Source organism: Bradyrhizobium sp. 164, from assembly GCF_023073715.1.
Lineage (GTDB): Bacteria > Pseudomonadota > Alphaproteobacteria > Rhizobiales > Xanthobacteraceae > Bradyrhizobium.
Genome location: NZ_JADPKA010000028.1, coordinates 178,804 through 203,114, shown reverse-complemented (window position 1 = coordinate 203,114; position 24,311 = coordinate 178,804). Strand labels below are relative to the sequence as shown.

16 protein-coding genes and 2 pseudogenes are annotated in these 24,311 nt (G+C 60.6%); 9 read left to right on the top strand and 9 right to left on the bottom strand.

The genetic code is table 11. The features are described from left to right. Nucleotides 1–2 precede the first annotated feature (2 nt). From IVB01_RS35445 to IVB01_RS10965, 3 genes are all read left to right on the top strand, one after another. A complete protein-coding gene (locus tag IVB01_RS35445; RefSeq protein WP_256464838.1) occupies nt 3–128 on the top strand; it encodes a hypothetical protein in 126 nt (41 codons plus the stop codon). 139 nt (nt 129–267) lie between these two features. Continuing rightward, entirely contained in the window at nt 268–831 is a 564-nt protein-coding gene (locus tag IVB01_RS10970) for a cytochrome c family protein (protein WP_247494513.1), read from the top strand. Between the two features lie 435 nt (nt 832–1,266). Next, on the top strand, nt 1,267–1,674 hold the full coding sequence (locus IVB01_RS10965; protein ID WP_247494512.1) for a hypothetical protein: 408 nt from the start codon (nt 1,267–1,269) through the stop codon (nt 1,672–1,674). A gap of 163 nt (nt 1,675–1,837) precedes the next feature. Here IVB01_RS10965 and IVB01_RS10960 read toward each other — a convergent pair whose 3' ends face one another. The 5 genes from IVB01_RS10960 to IVB01_RS10940 all read right to left on the bottom strand — a co-directional run bounded on the left by IVB01_RS10960 (nt 1,838) and on the right by IVB01_RS10940 (nt 7,078). Continuing rightward, on the bottom strand, nt 1,838–4,000 hold the full coding sequence (locus IVB01_RS10960) for a heavy metal translocating P-type ATPase (protein WP_247494511.1): 2,163 nt from the start codon (nt 3,998–4,000) through the stop codon (nt 1,838–1,840). A 924-nt stretch (nt 4,001–4,924) separates the two neighbouring features. Next, nucleotides 4,925–5,347, bottom strand: coding sequence for a hypothetical protein (locus IVB01_RS10955; RefSeq protein ID WP_247494510.1), 423 nt, complete (start codon nt 5,345–5,347; stop codon nt 4,925–4,927). 127 nt (nt 5,348–5,474) lie between these two features. Next, nucleotides 5,475–5,888, bottom strand: coding sequence for a cyclophilin-like fold protein (locus IVB01_RS10950; RefSeq protein WP_247494509.1), 414 nt, complete (start codon nt 5,886–5,888; stop codon nt 5,475–5,477). A 46-nt stretch (nt 5,889–5,934) separates the two neighbouring features. Further along, entirely contained in the window at nt 5,935–6,600 is a 666-nt protein-coding gene (locus tag IVB01_RS10945; RefSeq protein WP_247494508.1) for a YjbE family putative metal transport protein, read from the bottom strand. A 97-nt stretch (nt 6,601–6,697) separates the two neighbouring features. Continuing rightward, the gene (locus IVB01_RS10940) at nt 6,698–7,078 is read right to left on the bottom strand and encodes a hypothetical protein (protein ID WP_247449093.1); all 381 of its coding nucleotides are present in this window, start codon (nt 7,076–7,078) and stop codon (nt 6,698–6,700) included. Nucleotides 7,079–7,849: 771 nt separating this feature from the next. On the opposite strand from IVB01_RS10940, the gene IVB01_RS10935 reads away from it, so the two are divergent. From IVB01_RS10935 to IVB01_RS10920, 4 genes and pseudogenes are all read left to right on the top strand, one after another. Beyond that, nucleotides 7,850–8,128, top strand: coding sequence for a hypothetical protein (locus IVB01_RS10935; RefSeq protein WP_247494507.1), 279 nt, complete (start codon nt 7,850–7,852; stop codon nt 8,126–8,128). Nucleotides 8,129–8,251: 123 nt separating this feature from the next. Further along, nucleotides 8,252–8,832: pseudogene (locus IVB01_RS10930) on the top strand (ubiquinol-cytochrome c reductase iron-sulfur subunit). Nucleotides 8,833–8,916: 84 nt separating this feature from the next. Then, complete coding sequence (locus IVB01_RS10925) at nt 8,917–10,644, top strand: methanol/ethanol family PQQ-dependent dehydrogenase (RefSeq protein WP_247494506.1); 1,728 nt, start codon at nt 8,917–8,919, stop codon at nt 10,642–10,644. A 420-nt stretch (nt 10,645–11,064) separates the two neighbouring features. After that, on the top strand, nt 11,065–11,388 hold the full coding sequence (locus IVB01_RS10920) for a hypothetical protein (RefSeq protein ID WP_247449096.1): 324 nt from the start codon (nt 11,065–11,067) through the stop codon (nt 11,386–11,388). A 286-nt stretch (nt 11,389–11,674) separates the two neighbouring features. On the opposite strand, the gene IVB01_RS10915 is transcribed toward IVB01_RS10920, so the two are convergent. Beyond that, a complete protein-coding gene (locus IVB01_RS10915; protein WP_247449097.1) occupies nt 11,675–12,109 on the bottom strand; it encodes a nuclear transport factor 2 family protein in 435 nt (144 codons plus the stop codon). Between the two features lie 514 nt (nt 12,110–12,623). Here IVB01_RS10915 and IVB01_RS10910 point away from each other — a divergent pair. Continuing rightward, a complete protein-coding gene (locus tag IVB01_RS10910) occupies nt 12,624–14,672 on the top strand; it encodes an adenylate/guanylate cyclase domain-containing protein (protein WP_247494505.1) in 2,049 nt (682 codons plus the stop codon). A 14-nt stretch (nt 14,673–14,686) separates the two neighbouring features. After that, entirely contained in the window at nt 14,687–14,995 is a 309-nt protein-coding gene (locus IVB01_RS10905) for a hypothetical protein (protein ID WP_247494504.1), read from the top strand. A 487-nt stretch (nt 14,996–15,482) separates the two neighbouring features. Here the strand turns inward: IVB01_RS10905 and IVB01_RS10900 are convergent. The 3 genes and pseudogenes from IVB01_RS10900 to IVB01_RS10890 form a co-directional block, all read right to left on the bottom strand. After that, nucleotides 15,483–15,999, bottom strand: a pseudogene (locus IVB01_RS10900) (ABC transporter permease); the annotation flags it as partial. A gap of 66 nt (nt 16,000–16,065) precedes the next feature. Then, a complete protein-coding gene (locus tag IVB01_RS10895; protein WP_247494527.1) occupies nt 16,066–21,942 on the bottom strand; it encodes an AAA family ATPase in 5,877 nt (1,958 codons plus the stop codon). Between the two features lie 428 nt (nt 21,943–22,370). Next, complete coding sequence (locus IVB01_RS10890) at nt 22,371–23,906, bottom strand: OpgC domain-containing protein (protein ID WP_247494503.1); 1,536 nt, start codon at nt 23,904–23,906, stop codon at nt 22,371–22,373. Between the last annotated feature and the right edge of the window lie 405 nt (nt 23,907–24,311).

Here is a 24,311-nt window from a genome sequence, read left to right as displayed (position 1 = left end):
CGATGAACGACATGATGTCAGGGATGATGGGCGGTATGGGTCTCGTCGCCGCGCTGGTCGTCATCGTTCTGGTGTTGGGGGCGGCCGCGCTGATCAAATATCTGTTCTTCACGAACAGGAGAGATTGATATGCATCGCACCCTATTTGCGGCGCTCGCGGCTGGCCTCGTCTTGTCGCCAATTCACGCGCAGCAAGACCGCGTCGCTCGCGGGGAGCGGGATTTTCGTGTTTGCGCACCGTGCCACTCGCTCGAGCCCGACCGCAACATGACGGGGCCGAGCCTCGCCGGCCTGTGGGGACGCAAGGCGGGCTCCCTGCCGAGCTTCGAGCGCTACTCAGATGCTCTCAAGTCGTCGGGAATAGTGTGGGATGATCGCTCGCTCGATGGGTGGCTCACGGATCCGGACCGCATGGTCCTCGACAACGAAATGCCGTTCAACGGCATCAAGAACCCGCAGGATCGGGCGGACCTGCTTGCATTTCTGAAAGAGGCCACCAAGCCTGGCGCCGCACCGCAGCGAACCGCACAGGCGCCGATGGGCGGAATGGGAGGCATGATGGGCGGGGACCGCGATCCGAGCCTGAAGAACCTCGAGCCAGCGAGGCATGTCAAAGCCATCACGTACTGCCGCGATACCTACCGCGTGACCACCGCCGATGGGAAGACGCGCTCCTTCTGGGAGCGTAACCTTCGTTTCAGAACGGATTCCAGCAAGGATGGCCCCGAGAAAGGCGCGCCGGCCATCATGCCGGCCGGAATGATGGGAGATCGCGCCGGCGTCATCTTCTCTGGACCGGAGGAAATCAAAATGATCGCGCCAAAGTGCTGATCGGGCTGGCCGTATGGGCGTCGCCGGAATGCTCACAGTTTCGAAAAGTGAGTGCCGCCGCCTCTTTTTTCAACGCGACGAGCGCCGGAGCTTCAGGATTTACGTGACGGCCGTGACATTGCATCGCATTCAGCTCTTCTAATTAGCGCGATCCTCGCGCTGCACAACCTCGGGAGCGACATTGGTTCCGAAGAGGACTGAAATCAGCAATTGGCCGCGACCGCTGTTTCTCAGCCGCCTCAGAGCGCGTAGAGTATAGATTCAGCGGGATGTGCCGAAATCACCGTTCGGGGACGAACGAGCAGTGCTAGTGCAGTCGGCAGGCACCCACCCTTAAGAGGCCGCCCTTTTCGGTCTCGCGCTACAATTCACAGTCCAGGAAATGCGCGCGCCGTTCTTGCAGCGGCTCGTCGCCATAACCTCAGGAGAAAAGGGATGAGCAAGATCGATCGAAGATCAGCATTGGGAGTCGGATTGGCAGCTGCTGCGGCGACCATGATGAGGCCAGCTGTCGCTCAAACCGCGGGCTACAAGGATACAACGCCGTGGCCAGGCGTGGTGGTGAGAGAATATGAGGGCGAGACTCCATCCATCATCCCCGGTTTTAAGATTGTCTCCATGCGCGATATCATTATGCAACCGGGATCAAAAACCATGGGGCCCCCGATGATGAATGCCATGGTCTGCCATATCACGGAAGGGGAGCTTCGGCTTGAGCAGGAGGGAAAGACCTTTACGGCCAAAAAGAATTTTGTCTGGACCTGCAACAAGGACACAAAAGAACAGGCGTTCAATGATGGGAACGCGGTCGCAGTTATGAGGATTACGGACCTGAAAGCTTAAGGCTCTCCTCGCTGGAGACCGACTAGTTGCGGATGGCGGTGCTGGACGAGGTGCCAGCCCCGCAGAGCAATCATTGACGCTACGCCCCGTTGGCGATCGTCCTGCCGAACGCCTGCGAATGCGGAACTCGAGAATCTATACCCTCCACCAAGCTCAAGGCAGTTTAGCGCCGGCGCAATAGGCGCAAGGCATTTGCGGTGACAAGAACCGTTGCGCCGGTGTCGGCCAGGATTGCCATCCACAGCGAAGTGACGCCGAACACCGTGGTGGCGAAAAAAGCAGCCTTGAGACCGAGCGCGATAGTGATGTTCTGCCAGATGTTGGACAGTGTCTCTCGCGAGAGCTCAACCAACTCGGCCACGCCGAGGACGCGATTCTTGAGCAGCGCGGCATCTGCAGTTTCCAAAGCGACATCCGCACCGCTGCCCATGGCCACTCCGACGTTTGCTGTCGCAAGGGCCGGGGCGTCGTTAATGCCGTCGCCGATCATCGCGACTGGTCCGCGCGTCTTCATGCCGTTGATGGCGGCGAGCTTGGCATCTGGCAGGAGCTCGGATTGCACTTCGAGGTCGAGGACGCGTCCGATCGCGTCACCAGCGCACCGGTTGTCCCCAGTCAGCATGACGGTCCGGATGCCAAGCGCCTTCAGTCTCCCAATGCCGGCTATTGCATCGGCACGCGGCTCGTCGCGCAATGCAATCAGGCCAATGATGCGCTTGGCGGCGAGGACAAGGAGGACGGTCTTCCCTCGAGCTTCAAGCGCCTTGATGCGGCTCGCAAGCTCGTTCGGCAGCAGTCCCAGCTCGGCGGCATAACGCGGCGATCCGACCGAAACAAAGCCTTCGCGCAGACGTGCGCTTACTGCCTTACCCGGGATTGCGGTCGCACCTCCGAAAGCTGGTGGGATAGCGAGCTCGCGCGCCTCTGCCGCAGCAATGATCGCAAGACCCAGCGGGTGACTTGATCCACGCTCGACCGCCGCCGCCTTAGCCAGCAGGCTGTCCTCTGAGCCTTCGACAGCAACGATGTCGGTCACCTCGGGTCGGCCGAGGGTGAGGGTACCGGTCTTGTCGAACGCGACGGTCTTGACTCTGCCGAGGATTTCCAGCGCTGCTCCACCCTTGATGAGAAGCCCGCGGCGAGCACCGGATGCGAGCGCCGAGGCGATTGCGGCCGGGGTCGAGATCACCAGGGCGCAGGGGCACACGATGAGCAACGTCGCCAAGCCGCGATAAAGCCAGGTGTACCAGTCAGCGCCGACGACGAGCGGGGGCCCGAGCATGATGAGCGCCGCCACCACCATGGCGGCCGGAGTGTAGTAAACCGAGAACCGATCGATGAACCGCGCGATCGGAGCCTTCGATCCTTGTGCTTCTTCGACCCGGTGAATGATGCGCGCAATCGTGTTGTCAGCAGCGGTGTGCGTAACCCGTACGCGCAATTCGCCATTCGCATTTATGCTGCCGGCATATACCGGGTCGCTGGGGCCCTTCGACACTGGAACGGACTCGCCGGTGACCGGCGCCTGATCGACTTCGGATTGGCCTTCAACTACCTGACCGTCCGACGGCACTCTGTCGCCTGGGCGCACCATGACGATGTTGCCCACCCGCAGGCGCTCAACTGCCACTTCACGGATCTGGCCGGCCTCTTCGATCCGAGCGGTCCGCGGGACGAGATTGATCAGAGCTTTGATGCCTGACCTTGCACGCCCCGCTGCGACCGTTTCCAGAAACTCACCGATCGCAAACAGAAATATGACTACCGCCGCCTCTTCGGCCGCTCCAATCGCGATGGCGCCGGCCGTGGCCACCGTCATGAGCGTCTCGATACTGAAAGGCGTGCCGGACAAGGCGCCAATGAAAGAGCGCCGCGCGACGGGTATGAGCCCGATAAGTGCCACCGCACCGTAGGCCCAAAGCGAGAGATCGGGTCTCACAGTCGAGACGATAAACGCCAGCGCGAGAGGCGCTGCGAGGCTCACCACCAATCGACCTTTGCGGGTCTTCCACCAGGGCTGATCCCCCGCCAACTGCTCATCCGGCGCTGCGGCCTTGAGCGCGCCGGCAGCTTCCCCGTTTGGCGACGTCGGTGTGTAGCCGAGCGCCCGAATCTTGAGCTCGATGATTTCCCGCGAGGTACGGTTCTCGTCGAGCCGCACGGACAAAGTCTCAGTCGCGTAGTTCATGCTGATGTCGCTGACGCCGGGCAGTCGCTTGAGCGCGTTCTCAACCTTGATCGCACAAGCGCTGCAGTCCATGCCTTCAACGCGCATTCTAAGCGGTTTTTCGGCACTGCCGGGGGAGTTCGGCACGAACGGTTCCATGACGTTAGCTCGCGCTCCTCGAGTGTGAAGCCGACATGCATTCTGAGTACGGCGTCAATCCCTGGCAAGGCGACGCTATCTCGGCAAATCCGGTCTGTCGAAGGGCAGGCGACTAGTTCCGGGCGCTCGCGCCGGCGAGCGGACGGGCGCTGAAGATCGTCCAGGACAGCGAGGCGACGGTCCTGCCTGGGACGGCGCTGGTCGATATCGGCAACCCTCTTGATCTGGAGGCCGTTAGGCGCATAGAGAATGATGACGATCAAGACCACGCCGAGGATCAGCTGCCAGGTGTCGGCCAGGTGGGCCGCCGCATAGAAGCGCACGCACTCGAACATCGCCGCGCTGGCCCGTCGCCAGCCACGCCTACCCAATCTCCGGCAAGTTCACCTGCTTCCATCCGAGCTCTTCGCGACACTACTTATAGCCGGCTTCGAGGTCGGCACCGGCGACCTCGGCGAGAACGTCAGCACCGCCGGATTGGCTCTCGAGCGGATGCCGCTCGGCACGCTCATCGAGCTCGGACCCACGGCAATCATCGAGATGACCGGCCTCCGGATCCCTTGCGTCCTCATTGATCGCTTCAGGGTGGGCCTCAAACGGCGGGTCCTCTCGTCGGAGGAAACGCGCCCGCCGTTCAAATGTGGGGTGTTGGGCGTGGTTCGGGCCGGCGGAGACCGGTCGCGGCCGGCGACACCGCGCGGGTTCGGCTCCCGTCCTCCCCGTTTCAGGCCTTACCGGCTTGTAAGAGCCGGTGCACAACTCGGCTACCTCATGGTCGAATCGAGATGCAGCCGGTAGATCGGACGGGCATGGCCGCAAACAAGGTAATGGCGGTACGCTTTTCGGCTGGGGAGGCATTCGACAGTCCGGGACTAACTAAGCCGCCGTGCCCAGCCGGCGGCTTCTTCTTTGGCCTCGATGAGCTCAAGAGGCGTTCGCTCTCGCGCGTTCGCGCGCCTCGCGACGACGTTCGTGGCGTTCGCGCTGCCGCTTGGCGCGGTCAGCGGGCTGCCGCAGCGGAGAAACTGGCGCTGTCTCGGATACCGCTTTGGGAGCTTCATCGACCGCGGTCCGTTGGGGTAGCGCGGGTGCCGCGGGGCGAGCTTCCATGAATTCGAGGACCTCTCGCCCGCGCGCCGTGATCTTCCAGCCCCCGCTGATGCGTTCGACGAGGCCTTGAGAGAAGATATCGAGATCCGGCACCCGCGCGGCGAGGCGCCTTATCCGGTCTGCCCATTCGCGGCCACTTGTCGCCAGGATGGACATGTCGCGTTTGAGGTCCTCCATGACGGCAAAGCCATCCGGATAACTCGCCAGGATTTTGAGGACCGTCACCTGGAAGTTCACAACCGCCTCGACCGATCAGCGCCACATGGCGGCCGTGCAGGAGAGGGCACCGCGATCAACCTGCCCAAGCCCATCCGGAGACACCTCACCTTTGAAAGCCGCTATGCGGTGCCCATTGCCGCCTAGCTTACCGCTTCTCGGCCTCGATGCGAACAGCGATCGGGCCAGGACGGTCGAAAACGGAGACATCCCCGATTACGTTGCCGAGTATCACGATCCCGGGCTGTGGGACCCTTCCTTTGCGATAGTAGATCACGAAGTGATCGGGTCCCCATAGCCCTAGTGTGCCCACCTCGAAATCCCGCTGACGCGAAACCTCCGGCAGCGGAGACGGCAGACTGCCCGTCTTCTCCTGACGCAGGTGGTCGCTCATTTCGATCGTCAACGGCAGCATGCTCACAAGTGAACGCGCCGCGTTATTGTCGGAGAGCTCGGCGGTGACATTCCCCCATTCCGATGAAATCCCGATACGTTCTTGGGCCATGACGGGCTCCATTGAAGAAAACGCAAGAGCGGCTGCAGCGATCTGGAAATTGCGCATAGAGGTCGTCCTTCCTGACCCAGCGAAATCGTTTGCGATCGCAGCCCTAAAGCGACCAACCGCCGTCGACCACTATCGAGGCCCCGGTCACGAAGCCGCCAAGGTCCGAGCACATCCACAGCACCGCTCCCGCGATCTCCTCGGGCTTTCCGAGACGGCCTACCGGTTCTAGGTCGATCGCCTTCTGAATGTCGCCCTCCGTGAAGCGGTCCATCATGGGCCCCATCATCGCGATGGAAAGCCCCAAGCCGAAAATCAAGATTACGGGATGATCGCGTGCCGCCCCTGCGACGGCAAGGACATTGTCGAGAGACATGGAAGCGTCGGCAACGATAATCTGCCAACTCGCTTGGAAGAGCGTTTTGCGGGGTTTGCTTTCTGCAATGGCCCCTATGGCCCCTTTCCAAACTGTGGACTCTGCGGAAGACGTGCGCAACTCTCGCCACATTTTCCAGCATACCCACAGCAACAGGATCCCACCAGCGAGCAGAAGGCCGACGATCTGCAGGATTTGGGTGGCTATCCCCGCTAAGAGAAGACGCAGTATCGTCGCGGCGACGATCCCGATCAAAATGGCCTTGGCTCGTTGCGCTTGAGGAAGTCCCGCTGCAGCAAGGCCGATGACGATGGCGTTATCACCAGCGAGCACAAGGTCAATCAGAACGACCTGCACGAGTGCGCTAAGGACATCCGTATCAAGATGGTCTATCAAGGGTCATGGCCCCAGGTTCTGCTCCGAGCGAGGCGCGTATTTATCTGCCAGGTCGACCCATTCGAGTCACCTCCAGAGCCCCAATACAGATCCAGTTCTAGTCCATCGCGGCTCGATCGCTAAGGTAACTATCTCCGGCAGCGGCGTCCGAATGTGGTCCGGCGGTCTGCCCGAAAAGCAGTGCTACTTGATCTGGCTCGCCAAAAATCGCTGCGGCGCAACCGATCATTGTGAACGCACCTGCGATATCCCACAGAGAAATTTTGCCTGCCGTTGCAGTCCCTGACTTTGCCAGGGCCAATAGCGCGGTGATCATCGCGTCCGAGAAAAACAGAAGACTCAGCGCTGGTAAGACGAGTTGCGAGTCCAGCAGGAATATTATCAAAAGGGCCGGAGCCGCGACTAGCATGCTCAACAGCACGAAGATGCAGAATGTCTCTCGCCAAGGAGCATTCCAACTTGCATGAGAAGCGATCATTCGATCCTCCTGCATACGAGCATCTTATAGGGCCACTTCCTTTGTGGAACGACCCTGGTCCAGCTGGCCGTTCTTTTGGTTCTTGCAGCTAATGTTTTTTGGTCCTACTGCGCCGCCCCTCAATTAGCGTAAGAACGCCAGCGGTCATTACGGCAACAACGACGATGGCTGCCAGCCCTTCGACCGAGGCCAGGGACTCAAGCCACTTGATCCAAAGCTCAATCATGTGCTGGCCCCTCTGAAGAGCGCACCCACGATCGATAAAATTGCCTCTCTAAAGACGACCAGTGCAATCAGGAAGACAATGCTACGCATTGTCGCGCGCGTTTTAACCGCGCGGCGAGATGACCGCGAGCCGTTAGCACGCACACATCCCCCTTCTATTGGAACGTGCCCTGATGGCGCGAGTGCAAGTGGGTGGTTCGACGCGCTCGAACCGGAGAAATTCGGTAGCGTTGCGGCCTGATCACCCACAGGACGCGCGCCCGTCAAAGCATCGCCGGCGATGGCTGAAGGTGCCGCTGCATCGCTGTTCGCTACGCTAATGTCCTTGCCTGATGCCGACCACCGAAGAGAAAGCCGCCGGGCACGTCGGACACCTCCAAGCTCGGACATCGCGCATGCCGCCGCCGGAACGTCGCTCTAAAGCCGGGCTCGCCATCCCTTGTGCGGTATCGCCTTTTCGCAAATACGGCTGATGAGCGAGGAAACTTTTGCGGGCCGGTGCGTTCGTTGTCGTACAAAGTGCGCGCTGCGATGGGGAGGACTGCTATGCGAACCACAATCGTTGCGATGCTTGTAGCTGTTGGAATTACGTTCGCCTTACCGGGGCTGGCCCAGCAGCCGACGGCACCGAACCCGCAGATGCAGGAGGAGGCGGACAAGGGCATCAAGACCCGCCAGTCCGGCGAGTCCGGCTATGTCGGTGAGCAGGAAAAGCCAGGTGCTTCTGCTCATCCCCCTGGAAAGACTGACACTGCTGCGCCGACAACCGGCTCGACCAGTGGCACCCCCACGGGGGCGCCAGGTAGCGGCGAAAAGCAGCGGTGAGCTGAGCCTCGCCAGGGCAGGCGCGACCGCGCGCCTGCCCTGTAGCCCATTGCTCTTGCGCCTCGCCCGAGAAGCCACACGTGCCTGACTTCGAGGCTCTCCAGCGGGGCTGGAGACCGACCAATGCGAAGTCCGAAGCAAACGCGACGGTCGCTTTTCTTCGCCACGCTTGGAGCGTTGCTGACGGCGAGGAGGTTCGCTGCGGCGCAGGAAGACCAGCCCGGCAGCAGCGATCGGCCGAGGAAAGGCGATCTTCTTGTGGTCTCAGAGCGTGACCGCGCCGGCGCCCTCATCGTGCCCAATGACGTGAAGCTCGGTGGAGCCCCGCTGCATGCCTGGCCAAAGGACGCAAGGACTTCGGTCGTCCGCAACGGCTCGCGGCTCAACGAAATCCTCCTCATAAGGCTTGATCCCGGGGAGATGGATGAGGAGACCCGCTCGCGCTCCGCGGAGGGCATTGTAGCCTATTCGGCGATCTGTACTCATGCCGGATGTTCTGTCACCGGCTGAAGTCCGAGGCAGGCGACAACGACGTGCTCAAGTGTTTTTGTCACAATTCCGAGTTCAATCCCCGGGAAAGCGCGCAGGTCTTGTTCGGGCCCGCGCCTCGAGGTCTGGCGGCATTGCCGCTGGCAATAACCGACGGCTCGCTCACCATCGCTGCAACATTCGTTGGAAAGGTAGGTGCTCAACAAGCAGGGTGACGAGTAGTCGCATCGGATTCCCGTGCCACAGTTGGTCGCATTATTTATGGTCTGCAAGAGAAAGAGCTTAGGGAGATGACGTCCATGACCAAAAGGCAATGGCTATTGTCCGGTTGTGTTGCGTGCACGACCTTTTTCTCGGCCGCCGCATTCGGCGGGCCGATTGAAAATTACAGCCCGGTAACCCAGGCCCGTCTGGAAAATCCCGAACCCGGCAACTGGATGCTGTATCGGCGGACCTATGACGGACAGGGTTACAGTCCGCTCGAGCAGATCAACACCTCCAACGTCAAGAATCTCAGGCCGGTGTGGACCTTCTCCACCGGTGTGATCGAGGGCCACGAGGCGCCGCCGATCGTTAACAACGGTGTGATGTTCGTCACCACCCCGATGGGCCAAGTGATCGCGCTGAACGCCAAGACTGGCGAAGAGTATTGGCGCTACAAGCGCCAGCTACCAGATGATTTGTTCCAGCTGCATCCGACCAATCGGGGGGTCGGTCTGTGGCAGGACAAGCTCTATCTGGCCACGACCGATGATCACGTGGTTGCCCTCGATGCGAAGACCGGGAAGGTGGTCTGGGACACCAAAGTCCAGGACTATAAGAAAGGTCAGTATCTCACCCTGATGCCTCTCGTCGTCGACGGCAAAGTCATTGTCGGCGGCTCGGGCGGTGAGCTCGGCGTCCGTGGTTACGTCGTGGCCTTTGACGCCAATAGCGGCAAGGAGCTGTGGCGCACCTTCACCATTCCAGCGCCCGGTGAACCCGGCAGCGAAACCTGGACGGGCGACGACTGGAAGACCGGCGGCGGATCGGCTTGGATGACCGGCAATTACGACAAGGACACCAAGACCATCTACTGGGGCATTGGCAATGCTGCGCCGTGGCCGGGAGACGCACACCCGGGTGACAATCTCTATACGAGCTCCGTGCTCGGCCTTGATCCCGATACCGGTAAGATCAAGACACATTTCCAGTACCATCAGAACGACTCCTGGGACTGGGACGAAGTAGAGGCGCCGATACTGGTGGACCTGCAAAGAGATGGCCGCACGGTCAAGAGCCTGATTCATCCGGGTCGCAACGCGATCTTCTGGATCCTGGAGCGTCAGCCGGACAAGATCAGCTACGTAGCCGGCTGGCCCTATGTTCATACCGACGTCTGGAAAGGGATCGAGCCCGAGACCGGCAAGCCGATTGTCGACCCCGCGCACAAGCCGGTGATCGGCAAGCGGGTCGAGTTCTGTCCATCACTGTGGGGCGGCAAGGACTGGCCTTCGGCGGCCTATAGCCAGAGGACCAAGTACGTCTATGTGCCGGCCAACGAGAGCACCTGCGGCGGCTTCACCGGCGAGAAGGTTGCGCTGAAGCCTGGCGAACTATGGCTTGGCACCAAGCCTGAGGACATCGGTCTGACGCTCCGTCCCGGCGCCACACACATTGGCGAATTGCAGGCTTGGGATCCCGCAACCGGCAAGAAAGTCTGGTCTCACAAGTTCCCGAAATCGCAACTGTTCGGTTCGGTACTGGCGACCGCGGGCGATCTCGTCTTTGTCGGCGGGACCAACGATCGCAACTTCCGCGCTTTCGATGCGAAGAGCGGCGAACTCTTGTGGGAGCTGAAGACCAACTCAGGCATCATGGGTATGCCGGTATCCTATGAGGTGGATGGCACCCAGTATATCGCGATCCAGTCTGGCTGGGGCGTCGACGCGCAACGCATCCAGGATGCGCTGGCCACCCAGAACGTCGGGGTTGAAAACAACGTGCCGCAAGGCGGGGTGGTTTGGGTATTCGCTGTGCAGAAATAGCCGCGCCACGACGCGATGAGCGGCGGACGCGGTACGACAAGAGGCGAGCGTTACGTGCTGACGCCCAAAGCGAACCGGTTGCTGCTTTAATGCGCTTCTCGGAAGCTCCAGCTCCCATGCCAACGGCAAGCAGCGTCACCACCTGCGCTGCTGTTGAATGTCGCTCCGCAGTTAAAAGTCCTTGATCTTTATGCGTTGGCCCTTCTTGCCAAGAGACTGTTAAACCTGGCGCGGGCGCCCGCGATATAAATATCAGCGCCAAGGTATGCATCATGAATGACCATCCCGCAGTCGCGATTTGTTTTGCGAGGCACCCCGGACATCAAAATGGGAAGGATGTAGGGGCTGAGATAGCCGCCTAAATTAGCAGGGTCCGTAGGCGGCCAACTTCGGCCGACACTCGATATCTGAGATATAGCTATGCGCTCGCCGGAGCGGATGCGCTCCTCAAGATTATTTCGGGTATCGCCGGGCAGCGTTGAGGCCGAAAGAGCCAACAGCCCCGACCTATTTACGGAGCGCCTTGGCGAGCCGCTGCAAGTCGGCAATATGGTCGCGGACGATCTTCCGCATGGCCTCCTCTGCGCGGTGGTGGACGCTCGACGAGTCCTCAGCGAGGACCAAATGGGCTCTCTGGATCCCGTCGAGACCTTGCGGCGGCTGCGGGCCGTCCTCGACGGCGACGAATTGGTGCACGCCCTGGATCGGTTGAACCGTCAGCAGGTGTCCCGGCTCGAGCGCTGAGGCACTTCGCCGGCCGCTGCCAAGGTCCGCGTGACGGTCGCCTTACCGGCCATTTTCCGGACATTATCGTCGTCGCCTCGGAGCGGATCGACCGGGATCCGCTCAGTGCCAGCGAATTAGCCGCACGGACTTAATGTCTGGAGCGCTCATTCTCGTCTTGGCAGTGTGACCGTGCTTCAGCAAGGTCTCGCCCGAGAAGCGGACGATCACCGGAACGGTAGGTAGGTCTCACACGGGCCAGGAGTGTAAGCTGCGGTCCCGCTTCTGCGGGATCAACGCAAGACGATCAGGGGGCGGCAACTGCAACCGTTTCTTCGATTATTTTCGGCTGTCCACCTTCGCTAGTAAGGATGGACGAATAATAGCCGTGAAACGACCGATCTCCTACCTTGGCCTGCCATGTTCCCGCGTTGAAAACGAAGCTGCCTTCGGGACGCGAGATGGTTCTTTGAACCGAATAGTCATGCAGACCGAGCTTGAGGGCGTCGCTGAAACTCTGGCGAATGGCGTCCCGCCCCTGAAAGATGCCGCTGGGCGTTACCCGAACAGCGTTCTCTGCAAATGTCACGGCCATACTATCCAAATCACCACGATTGTACGCTTCTGAAAAATGCTTGTGCATCGCATCCATGGCAACATCATCAAGCGTCTCTCCCGCAATCGAGTTGCGCGGAATGGCAAGCAGCAAGCAAACAACAAGAGTCGCTAATCTGAATGCCATGTTCCCTCCGTTGCCTAACTATTCTCGATGGCGCTCTCCGGCGCCAGAGTATGGGGAGCACCGACGTCTGACAACTGACTCTATTGCCTGACGAAAGGCCCCGTGGGGTCCATCGCGTCGGTTTGATCGGATCACGGCGACTTCCGGTCTACCCCGGTGAACGGCCATTCTCAGAACAGGCGGGCAAGTCGCAAAGGACCACAACGGAAGTAGCCTTCTCACTCGATCACCCCGTCGGCGAGCGCGAGAAGCGTCGGTGGGATCGTCACGTTGAGGGTCGTTCTCTGGGCAGTCCTCACGGCTCGCTCCGGGGTTGGTCCGCGGGTCCCAGCGCTTCTCGAGCCAAAAAAACGTGTCTCGCCCCATGGGGTGGGGTAAACTGAGCTATCTCATTCTGGTGCGACGGCTTGGTCCGCGAGCGGTTCGACCGACGGCGCACGGCTAACGTAGCGGCCGACGTGGCGGCGGCTATAGCCAATGGATGAGTTCGGCCACGTGTGCGTGTGTGAATGCCGTGGATATCTGTGCCTGGCTGCGCGGCCTCGGCCTGGAACGCTACGAGCAGGCATTCCGGGACAACGCGATCGATGAGGCAATCCTGCCCAAGCTGACCGCCGAGGACCTCAAAGACCTCGGTGTGACGGCGGTTGGACATCGCCGTATTCTCCTCGATGCGATCGCCGGGTTGCGAGCCGAGCCACTTCGCACGGCCGATCACTCGGTCGTCCCGGACCGCTCGAGTGGCAAGGCTCCCGAAGCCGAACGCCGCCAGCTCACGGTCATGTTCGCTGATCTCGTCGGATCCACGGCATTGTCTGCGCGGCTCGATCCAGAGGAGCTGCGCGACATCATCGGCGCTTATCACCGCCGTTGCGCGGAGGTGATCAGCGGGTCGGGCGGCTTTGTTGCCAAGTATCTCGGTGACGGCGTGCTGGCTTATTTCGGTTACCCGCAGGCCCATGAGGAGGATGCCGAACAAGCGGTGCGCGCGGGCCTTGCCTTGATCGAGGTTGTGGCCAAGCTCGATGCGGGCCCGGCGACCTCGTTGCAGGTGCGTGTCGGTATCGCCACGGGCCTCGTAGTCGTCGGTGATCTGCTCGGCGAGGGCGCCGCCCAGGAACAAGCGGTCATTGGTGAAACCCCTAATCTTGCGGCACGGCTCCAGGGGCTTGCCGAACCGAATACGGTTGTCATCGCAGACGGTACGCGCCGCATGCTCGGCGGCCTGTTCGATTATTGCGATCTGGGCACATTGCCAGTCGCGGGAATCGACTATCCGGTGCAGCTCTGGCGGGTCTTGGGTGCGAGCCTGATCGGCAGCCGGTTCGAGGCCTTGCGCGCAACCAGCACGCCATTGATCGGTCGCGAGGAAGAGATCGCTTTGTTGACGCGCCGCTGGGAACGGGCCAAGGCCGGCGACGGTTCCGTCGTGCTGATCGTGGGCGAGCCGGGCATCGGCAAATCGCGCATCGCACAAACCTTACTGGAGCAGTTGGGCGAGGAGCCGCACACGCGGTTGCGTTATTTCTGCTCGCCGCACCATCAGCACAGTGCGCTTTATCCCAGCATCACCCAGCTCGAGCAGGCGGCCGGATTTCGACGCGAGGATACGGCCGAGACCCGCTTGGATAAGCTTGTGGCGGTATTGGCTGTGGCAAACCAGGAGCTGAGCGAAGCCGTCCCGCTATTGGCGGACCTGCTGTCCGTACCGATCGCCGACCGCTACCCGCCGCTCAATTTCACGCCGCAGAAGCGCAAACAGAAAACGCTTCAAATGCAGGTGGCGCAGGTCGAAGGGCTCGCGGCACGGCAGCCGCTGCTGATGCTATGGGAAGACATCCATTGGAGCGACCCCACCACGCTGGAGTCGCTGGATCTGCTCATCGACCGCGCCGCGACGCTGCGGGTCCTGATAATTCTCACATTTCGACCGGAGTTCACGCCGCCCTGGATCGGCCGTCCGCACGTGACATTGCTCAGTCTCAACCGCCTGCCCCCTCGGCACCGCGCCGAGATGATCGCGCACGTAACCGGGGGCAAGACATTGCCCCCGGAGATTGCCAATCAGATCATTGATCGCACGGATGGCGTCCCGCTATTCATCGAGGAATTGACCAAATCTGTCGTCGAGAGCGGATGGGTGACCGATGCCGGCGACCATTACTCCATGAACGGGCCGGCGGTTCCTTTGGCGATCCCAACGACGCTCCAGGCCTCGCTTCTGGCCCGTCTTGATCGATTGGCGCCCACTCGAGAAGTGGCGCAGATCGCAGCGACGCTCGGGCGTCAGTTTTCCCATGAGCTGATCAGTGCGGTCGCCGACATGTCGCAACCGCAGCTGGAGGGCATCTTGGAGCAGCTCATATGCGCCGAGCTGGTGTTCCGGCGCGGGACGCCGCCGGATGCCACGTACACCTTCAAGCACGCGCTGGTGCAGGACGCCGCCTACAGCACCTTGCTGCGTCCCCGACGGCAGCAACTGCATGGCCGTATTACTATCTTGGTCTTCTGGCGGAAGCGCACAGGCGAGCGAACCGATCCGCTGAAGCGATCAGCCTGTTAAATGAAGCCCTGGAGGTGGTCGAGCGAACCGACGAGCGGTGGTACGAGGCGGAGCTGTATCGGCTCATGGCCGAGGCGCTGATCACCAAGTCGGATCGACACGATGCCGAACGCTGGCTGTGCCGCGCGCTTCAAACAGCGCAGCACCAGGGCGCCAGGTTTTGGGAATTGCGCGCCGCAACCAGCCTGGCCCGTCTGTGGCGCGATCAAGGCGAGCGCAGTGACGCCCGCGACCTGCTCTCGCCCATCTTCCGCTGCTTCACCGGAGGCTTCGATACGCGCGACCTCAAAGAAGCCGCCGCGCTACTTGCTGAGTTGGCCTAGTAAGGCACTGTTAGTCGACGGATCGGACGTTTACTGGTGAGGTATCCGCAAGGCCCAAACCTGTCATCGTCATCGCAGGACAAGTATGCACCTACCAGCCGATGGGACCCGTCCCATGGCCTGAACGATGCAGTGGCGCGCGCCCAAGAGATTCGAACTCGGATCCCCGGATTCGTAGGCTGGTGTCCGGTCAGGGCTCGGACCGTCTTGGTCCGCGGCTTCTGCTCCGGGTCCAATCGCGTCCGTTTGCCCCTCAGCCGGTGACTTCCGGCTTGCGCTGGGGTCCGGACATGCCGCTGCGCTGTGCCAGCCGACGCGATGGGCCACTAGGCGAATTGAAGACGTCAACAGAACGTTGCGAAGGCGAGCGCCGAAGAGAGAATTTCACCGCCGCCGTGTCCTCCCGCGAACACGACAGCCAAGATCCAAACGGCGGCAAGGAAGGAGCCAATCCAAGGTTGACTACCGAGTCGGCCGAGAAGGCCTTTCATGTGCTTTTCTCCCTGGTGACCGCGAGTGCCCGCAGCGCCAGCACGATGATGAGGACCGCGCCCTGGGCTCCGATCTGCCAGTCCGGGGAAATCCGCAGAAAGATCAGGAAGGCGCCCGCCAGCGCCAGCGTCGGGGCGCCGACCACGGCACCAATGGGAGTGATCCTGCCTCCGATGAACTCGCCACCGCCGAGAATGACGCGGCGATCGAATAAAGCGTATAGCGGTCGGCGACGTGGGCATCTGCCGTGGTCGTAAGGCCGAGTAACACCAGTCCGGGCAGCAAACCAAACAAGCCGGCGATCATGTACATGACGACCCTGGTGCCTAGCCTCGACCAGCCGGCTCGGGCGAGCGCCTTTGGATTACCACCGGCGCCGCGCGCGACCACGCCAAAGCTTGTAGTCATGAGCGCAAGGTGAACGACGAGTCCAATCGCGACTGCTGCAAGGATTGGAAATGTGACATAGGCGTCTGCACGGTCATTATCGCCTTCAACACGGCGGGCGCCTTGACATGCATTTCGGAGGGCGCCTCGATCCGTTTGCGCAGAAGTTGGAAACGGCAACCCCGAGATCATCACGAAGCGTCTGCGGGACGGACCGGCACGGTGAAGTGAAAAGTCGCGCCGCGGGGCAGGTTAGGGGTCACCCACAAGCGCCCGGCATGAGCTTCGATAATCGAACGGCAGATGGACAGTCCCACCCCGAGCCCGCCCGGCTTCGTCGTGTAAAAGGGGGTAAAGACGTGCTCGAGATTTTCCACCCCCAACCCCGGTCCCGAGTCCTGCACCTCGACAAGAACACGGTCAGGGCCGACCTCACTGGTTGTGATAAGCACCCTTCTGACGTCGTCCGCCACAGTGCCCGTTGCCTGGACGGCATTGACAATCAGATTAAGGACCACTTGCTGCAATTGGACGCGATCGCCCTCCACAAGCGGTAAGCTGTCTGCAAGTGCCGTCTGAACCGAGACGCCGTTCTTCATCGCTTCACCGCGGGTAAGCTCAATCACGTCCCGTATCGCTTCGTCGATGTCCAAGCGATCCTTCCGGGGCGGTGCTTTCTTGATCAGGTCGCGAATTCGTTGGATGATGTCGCCAGCCCTAGCGGTGTCGTCGATAACCCAACCCAGTGATTCCCGGACTCGCTCGAGGTCAGGCGTATCTCTGTCAAGGAATCGCGCGGCCGCACTAGCATTCATGGATGCCGCGGCAATCGGCTGGCTCACTTCGTGGGCGATCGAGGCCGTGAGTTCGCCCATGGTGGCGAGGCGGTTGGCATGCGCCAGCTCCGTCTGCATCTCGTGCAGGGCCTCCGTGGCCCGCTTCTGTTCGGTGATGTGCCGCCCGACGCCGCGATAACCGATGAACTGCCCGGTCTTGTCGAAAACCGGCATCCCGGAGACGGAGACGTAGCGCTTGCGGCCGTCGGGCGTAGGGCGCGCGAGCTCGAAATCGCGGAACGGCAAGTGCGCATCGAGCATCTCCCGATGTTTGCGCCAAGCCTCCTCGTCGGGCTCCAAGTAGGGCACTTCCCAGCGCGTTTTACCGATTTCAGAGCCCGAGGCGGGAGCGTCAGCAAGGGTTTCGGCGAACTCTTGGCGGATGAAGCGATGGTTCGCATCTGATTCCCAGTACACGTCAAAAGAGAACTGTACGAGAGTACGAAAACGCTCTTCGCTCTCCCGCAGAGCCTCCTCGGACCGTTTACGCTCCGTCAGGTCGACGACAAAGGAGACGCCTTGGTCCCTTTGCTCGTCGAACGCAGCCATTCCGATTAAGACGGGCACGCGGCTTCCGTCCTTGCGGAAATACTCTTTCTCGAACGGCTGTACGCTCCCCATCTTCTTGAGTTCCGGGATCCACCATCGTTCGTGGCGGTCGAGCCATTCCGGCGGTGTCAGGGCAGTCCAGAGCAGGCGGCCAGAGGCGAGATCCTCACGGTCGTACCCCACGATGCGCAGAAACGCGTCGTTGGCCTCCAGAATGGGACCTTCAAGCTCCCAGATGATGATCCCAATGATGTTTGCGTCGACAAGACGGCGGATCTTCGCTTCGCGTTCTCTGACATCGCGATACAGAGTCGCATTTTCCAGCGCGGTTGCCGCTTGTGAGGCAAGCAGTTTTAGAACAGCAACTCTCGCCGGTGCGAAAACGTGGGACGTCAGTGTATTCTCAAGGTAGAGCGCTCCGATAAGCTTCCCATGGTTGATCAGAGGCAAGCATAGAATGGAACGAGGCTTACGCTGACCAACGTAGGGGTCCGTAGCAAAAGGAGCTTGGCAGGCAGCATCCTCGAGAACAACCCACTCTCTGGTTCGCATCACGTAATAGAGAACGGATTCCGGAACCAGAGCCTCGGTCACCGCTGCATCGCACAGTTCGACGGTCACTCTCTCGCCGGTTGTCGTGGCTTCCGCCTCGATGCGCGGTTCGTTGTTCTCGCGCGACAGGATCAACAGACCCCGTTCGGCGCCTGCTTGTTCAACGGCTGTGTGCATAAGCGTCTCGATGAGCTTTTCCAAGACCATCTCGCCTGACACCGCTTCCGACATCTTGATCACGGTGGCGAGGTCGAGATGCTCAACCGGCGCCCCGATGGTGCTCATCGCGCCGGGCTCTGATCTCACGTCCTTGAGGTTTGGATGGATATCCTCAAGTTGCCGCACTTTGCCGTCCGCCCCCCAACGAACATAGCAATCGCGCGCCCTTTGCAGATAGATGCGCGCAAACTCTTCGAAGCCACGCGTGCCGTAAAAGCGCGCGGCCAATTCGTAAGCGAGCCCCTCGTGGTGGACGAGGCCGTTGCCGCGGGCGGAGCGGATGGCTTGTTCAAAGAGACGCTCCGCGTCAAGTTCTCTGCCTTGGAGACGGGCGATTTCTGCGCCGGCAAGGATAGCGCGATTCGCAAAGCTCTCCGGGCAATTCTGCGCCCACAGTTCGAGCTGCTGGTGGTGAGCCATCAGCGCTTCAAAATGCCCTTCCTGTTCTTCGGGGGACGCCAAATCCCAGCATGCGGCGTGGGACAGTGCCGCATAGAACTCGTATTCCGCCGTTTCGAATAGCTGAGGTGGTGACCACGGTAGCGTCCGAGCCCTGGCTGCGGCGGCAACGGCCGACATATAGTCGCCGGCAAAGAAGCATGCTTGCAGCTTGCGGATCCAGTACCAGCTCTCAGGCAATGCGAGTGCCGGATCAGCAGCCAAATGTCGCTCGAACCGAAGCTCGTCGGACTGGTTGTCGTGAAGAGCGCCGAACGGCCGCGTCAGGCCACGAAGCATCCGGATCAGCCCAAGCTGCGGCTTTATGATGTCGCCGATAAGCGCAAATTTCGCTTTCTCGGTCAACCGCAATCCGTGCTCGGCTTCGCGTTGTGCTTCTGCAAGCGGATCGCCCGCTGCAAGCAGATTGGTATTCAGGCTGGCGCAGCTGAAAGCCGCGAAAGTGATATCGCCACTGTTGCTCGCCGCCTCGAATGCGCGGCGAAACGCGTCTCGCGCATGCTGGAGTGGCTTTGTCCATGAAAGGACAAGGTTGCCATAGTTCAGGTAGGTCCGCGCTTGAACGAGCGAAAATCCGCGCCGCTCGACCAGCTCAGTGCCGATACGGCTCAATCGAAGCCCCGCCTCATAGTCGTCGAAGCGGGCGCCGGCAATGGCGCCGAACATGACGTACGGAACGCACGAAGCATCGTTGTTCCCCCACTCCAGGCTGAAATCCACCGCTTTGATGACGACGAGCGAGCGAAGGTTCGTATCGGTGAAGAATGCAGGCGGCATGAGGGCCGTCAGAAGATCCAACATGGCCAGTGCAAGCGGGTCGGTCATCAGCGGCAAATCCAACACCTCGTCGATGGCTCGGTCTCCGAGGCGAGATCGCACGCGCTTGTACTCCTCTCGGACGTGATCATCGCTTGGGTGGGCCAGCCATCGAATCCCGAGTTGCTCCAAACAGCTGAGACCGGCGCCAACCGCGCGGTCCGGCTTGCTGAGCGCCGTATACAAATCCACCAGCCGGCGTGCGACGACTGCAAGGTCGGTTGCACTCGCGATTCGCGTCGTCAGCTCCTGTAAGCGCTGTTCCGCCTCAACGGCAGCGCCGGTCACGAACTCGCATTCGGCGCGATGCAATTCGAGCGAAAAAGCCAGCCGCTGGAAGCGCTCCCAATGGTCGTGTGGTAACAATGCCGCACCTGTTTCGGAGTAATGGAGCGATGCTGCGTAGGCCGCGGACGCCCTCGCGCGCAGGCTGGCTGTCAGATTGAGTTCCGCAAGCTGCACGCGTTCATCTTGCGAGGTGATCAAGGCCGCGCCGCGGTTGAGCTGATTGACGATTGCGAAGATCGCTTTCTCGCGCTTCTCCCCGAATGTCTGCGCCAGCAACTGCCGCCCGATTCGGAGATGGAGCGCCGCGCGTTGATGCTCCGGAATCAGCGAGTAGCAGGCTTCGTGTACGCGGTCGTGGACAAACCTGTAGGCGCCGGCCTGTTGCTCGATCAATTCCTGGCGAACCGCCTCCCAGAGCGCCGCATGAACCTGCTGCTCGGAGCGCCCGAGGATGATCGAGAGTGTCGTGGTTTCGGCGAAAGTTCCGAGACAGGCTAACTCCTGCAGCGTGTTCTGTGTATCAGCCGGCAGCTGTGCCAGCTTTGCGATCATCAAATCCACGACGTTATCTGTGTGACCCTTAGCGTGAATGCGATCCAGATCCCAGCACCAGCACCTCGCGTCGTGATCAAAGCGGACGAGGCCTTCTGCGGCGAGTACGTGGAGGAATTGATTGACGAAGAATGGATTGCCGGCCGTTTTATCATGGATCAGATGCGCGAGCGGCGCTGCGTGCAACAAATCGCAGCCTAGAGCATCAGAAATCAGGTGCGAAATGTGTTCGCCGGCAAGGGGCGTAAGGACGATCTGGCGGAGGTTTGCGCCAGCGTTCTGTATGGCCTGAAGCCAACGCCGTAGCGGATGGTCGTCATCGACCTCGTTGTCCCGAAAGGACCCGATCAGCATCAGGTATTGCAGATCGGTCCGGGTCAGCAGATCCTCAACGAGGTCCAACGTGGCGGCGTCGACCCATTGAAGATCGTCGAGGAAAAGCACCAACGGATGCTCGGAACGTGCGAATACCGTGATGAAGCGTTGGAGTACATGACGAAAGCGTGTTTGTGCCTGCGGTGGCGGGAGATCAGGAACGGCAGGCTGCTCTCCCATGATCAGCCGCAATTCAGGAATTAGGTCGACAACAAGTCGCCCAATTGCGCCCAGCGCATCATGAAAGGCTTGGCGCCAGTTCGCGAGTTCGACGTCATTCTTGCTCAGAAGAGACCTCACCAGGCTCTGAAAGGCCTCGACCAGCATCGAATACGGAATATCGCGTTTGTACTGATCGAATTTGCCCGATGCGAACAGTCCCTGCGACGGAACAAGCCGATGATGGAGCTCATTGACCACTGAGGACTTGCCGACGCCGGAATAGCCGGAAACCAGCACCAATTCCGGCGCGCCGCTCTTGAGCATGCGGTCGAACGCCCCCAGCAAGATTTCAATCTCGCGGTCTCTTCCATAGAGCTTTTCGGGGATCAGCAGTCGGTCGGGCGTGTCGTATTGCCCGAGTGCAAACTCTTCGATCCGACGTCTGGTTTCCCATTCATGCAGGCAGCGGCGTAGATCATGCTCGAGGCCCAGCGCGCTCTGATAACGTTCCTCGGCGGACTTGGCGAGCAGCTTGAGTACTACGGCGGAGATTGCAATCGGTACAGCGCTCACGCGCTCGCTGGGCGGTACCGGCTTTCTCGCGATATGGCAATGTACCCACTCCATCGAATGTGCCGCGGTGAACGGCAACGAGCCAGTCAGCATTTGATAGAGCGTCACACCAAGCGAGTAGAGGTCGCTACGGAAATCGATCGAGCGATTCATCCACCCGGTCTGTTCGGGCGCCATGTAGGGCAGCGTGCCCACGATGAACTCGGGCGGGCCGGGCGCACGTCGCTCCCGGACCAGACGCGAAGCGATACCGAAACCGAAAAACCGGATCCGTTCGTCGTCGCAGTTTACCAGTATATGCGCCGGTTTCACGTCCTTGTGAACGAGGCCGCGCTGATGCACCTTGTTCAAGGCTCTCGCGATCTCGATTGCTAGTCGCAAAAAGTGTTCGATGTCCATGGGCTCACCAAGCAACTGCTCCAGCGGCTGGCCGCCAGGATACTCAAGCAGCAGAACAGGGTGACCACCGTCGTACTCCAGCCCGAGCGGCCGCATTGCCCACGCGCCATCCAGCTGGTCCTTCAGTTCGAGCTCGTGAGCGAGCCGATCGAGGATGCCGGACGAAGCGTGCTTCGCCTTGGGATGTACCGCCAATACAGCTCTGCAGGTGGCATCGGAATCAGGACACAAAGCCCGGCAAAAGATGCGGGCATCGTCCTCCCATAGCACTTGGAACATGTTATCCATGCGCGTCGAACCGAAAAACGATGGGTTCAACCGGAAGCCTCCAAGTGCCCAATGCTGGGTGAGGAGGTACTGTCCTGAGCTCTGATTCTGCCACAACCGCGCAGGTGTGCCCAGCCTAAGCTGGGGCGGCCAAAGCCCCGGGAAGAAGCGACGAGGGTCATCTGCAGAGGTTTTCTCGCAATCATTGGTTTATGCCCGCTCAGCGCTATCGGAAACGGGGCTGGATCGCGCTGTGGCGCGTCAGCCGCTGACAGCGCATCGCTTGTTCCGAGGCATCTTCAATGCAACATCGTGCCGAACTTCGCTTCGGTTTGATTGCGCGAGGGCCATTTTGAGCCGGCGGCGCTGACCAGCAATAACTTCGATATCGAATGGCCGCCGGACCGGAGATGCGTTACGGCGTGCATCCTCTGCAATGAAATCGGATGTCAGGAGCGGGTTGTCGTTGCCTTGGTTCTGCTCCTAATCGAGCTGAGCATCGTTGCGGCCGCGATCAGCACCAGGATGCCGAAGAAACTGAGTGCGATCTGCATTGCAAGCTCATCTGAGATGTTGACCAGCGCTATGTGGCTGGCAAGCGCGAGCAGAACGCCGAGGCAATAGATTGCTAGGGGGTTCTCGCCGCAGCGGATCGCCGCGCGCATCACCGGCGTCGACAGCCCTCGCCAATTGCGAGGCACGAGCCATACCGCCAAAATCGCAAGGGCAATAAAATGCAGCAATCGCAAAGGATCGAGGTCCGATTTGCCCGCCAGATAAGGCAACTTCGCCAGGATCTGTGGGACAAGCACCTCCGGTGGTCTGAAGCTCCAACCCAATGCGATAGTCAGGCTGAAAGCCAGATAGAGAACGGCAAGTCCAAGCGCCAAGCGTGAGCTCAACCGCGGCCAGAACTTCTTGCCCTCCGTGACACACCACGCACCAAGCACAACCAGCAACTGCCAAGCAAGCGGATTGAAGAACCAAGCGTTGTTCGGCCACGCCGGAACGGTCCAGCCGAAAAGATGCACCGACGCATAAAGCAAGAGCGAGGCGCCGAGCGCCACGTTCGGCACTCGGAGCATCAGCCACAGCAGTGGCGCGAACAAAAGATGGAAAATCACGAAGAGAGGCAAGACGTCGGTGTTGACAGGACGGTATTGCAGGATTGCCGCTTGCGCGAGCGTCGCTCCCGGATGTTCCAAGAGAATGCGCGTATTGGTCTCGTCGGCAAGCCGGCCGCCGCCTGCGAGGTAAACCACCACGGCGCAAGCAAGAATGAGCAGCAAAAAAGCGGCGTAAATGTCCCAGCTACGTTGCAGCGTACGGCCGAGCACGCCGGTCCATCCGCCGCGCTCGTGCGCCTTGCCGTAGGCGATCGCGCAGGTCACACCCGAGGCGAACATGAACACTTCCGCGCTATCGCTGAAGCCGTAATTCCGCAGCGTCAGCCAGCTTCCGATGTTGTTGGGAATATGGTTCAGAAAGATGCACCAGAGCGCGATGCCGCGGCAAACATCGATCCGTAGGTCGCGGCCGGGCACTTTCAGCTCCGGAAGCGCGCTCGTCCTTGGCTTCGCGGGTGTCGCGAGCAACTCACGTTCGAGGTGCAGAAGCCGACCGAGCAACACCTCGGCACTGGGTCCAATCTCCGCCGGCGTTCGGCGAAAGTCACTGTTCGGCGCGGCGCTATCGCGATGCTTGCCGAGGTCGACAGGCGCTTCACGCCATCGCATCGGCTCCCGGGCATCCGAAAGATCGACCGAACTGATCGTCACCATCTCGACTGAAGCGCCACGGGGTGGCGGCGCAGGCACCTTCATCATGGTGGCGACGGGCCGAAAAGACGGAAATGACGAGCCTTCCGTCGACTCTTCTTCGGTAATAACCTCATATGAGCCGGCCGGTAATAGTCGTTCAGCGCTTGCGATCCGGAATGGGTGCTTGAACACTACCGTTTCGCTCCGCGATCGGGTCATCACCATGATCATTCTCGCAGATTGGCCGCGAGGTGCCGCCGTAACCACTAGCACAGGGGCGATGTCGCCGGGTGCAAGCGACGCCATTCAGCTCTTCGGGCGAATGCGTTCCGATTGAAAACTCAATTGGCCTCCACAGTGAGTGGAGAGCGCTGAAGCAATTTTTCTTTTTCTACGCTTCGTCCCGCTGGAGTACAGCTCCGCGCCAGCGTCACAATCGAACACTCGCAACGGTGCGCTCTTTGTGTCCGAATAGCTATCTGTTTCTTTTATTCGGGTCATCGACCAAACCCAGCCGTGAACTGGCAGCCCCCATTACTGATCCCAATCGGCTCACGGCGTTTGCTGTTGGGCTCGTGAGCATCATGCCGACCTCAGGCAGTTCTCATCACGCAGAGCTCAACGGCTTGG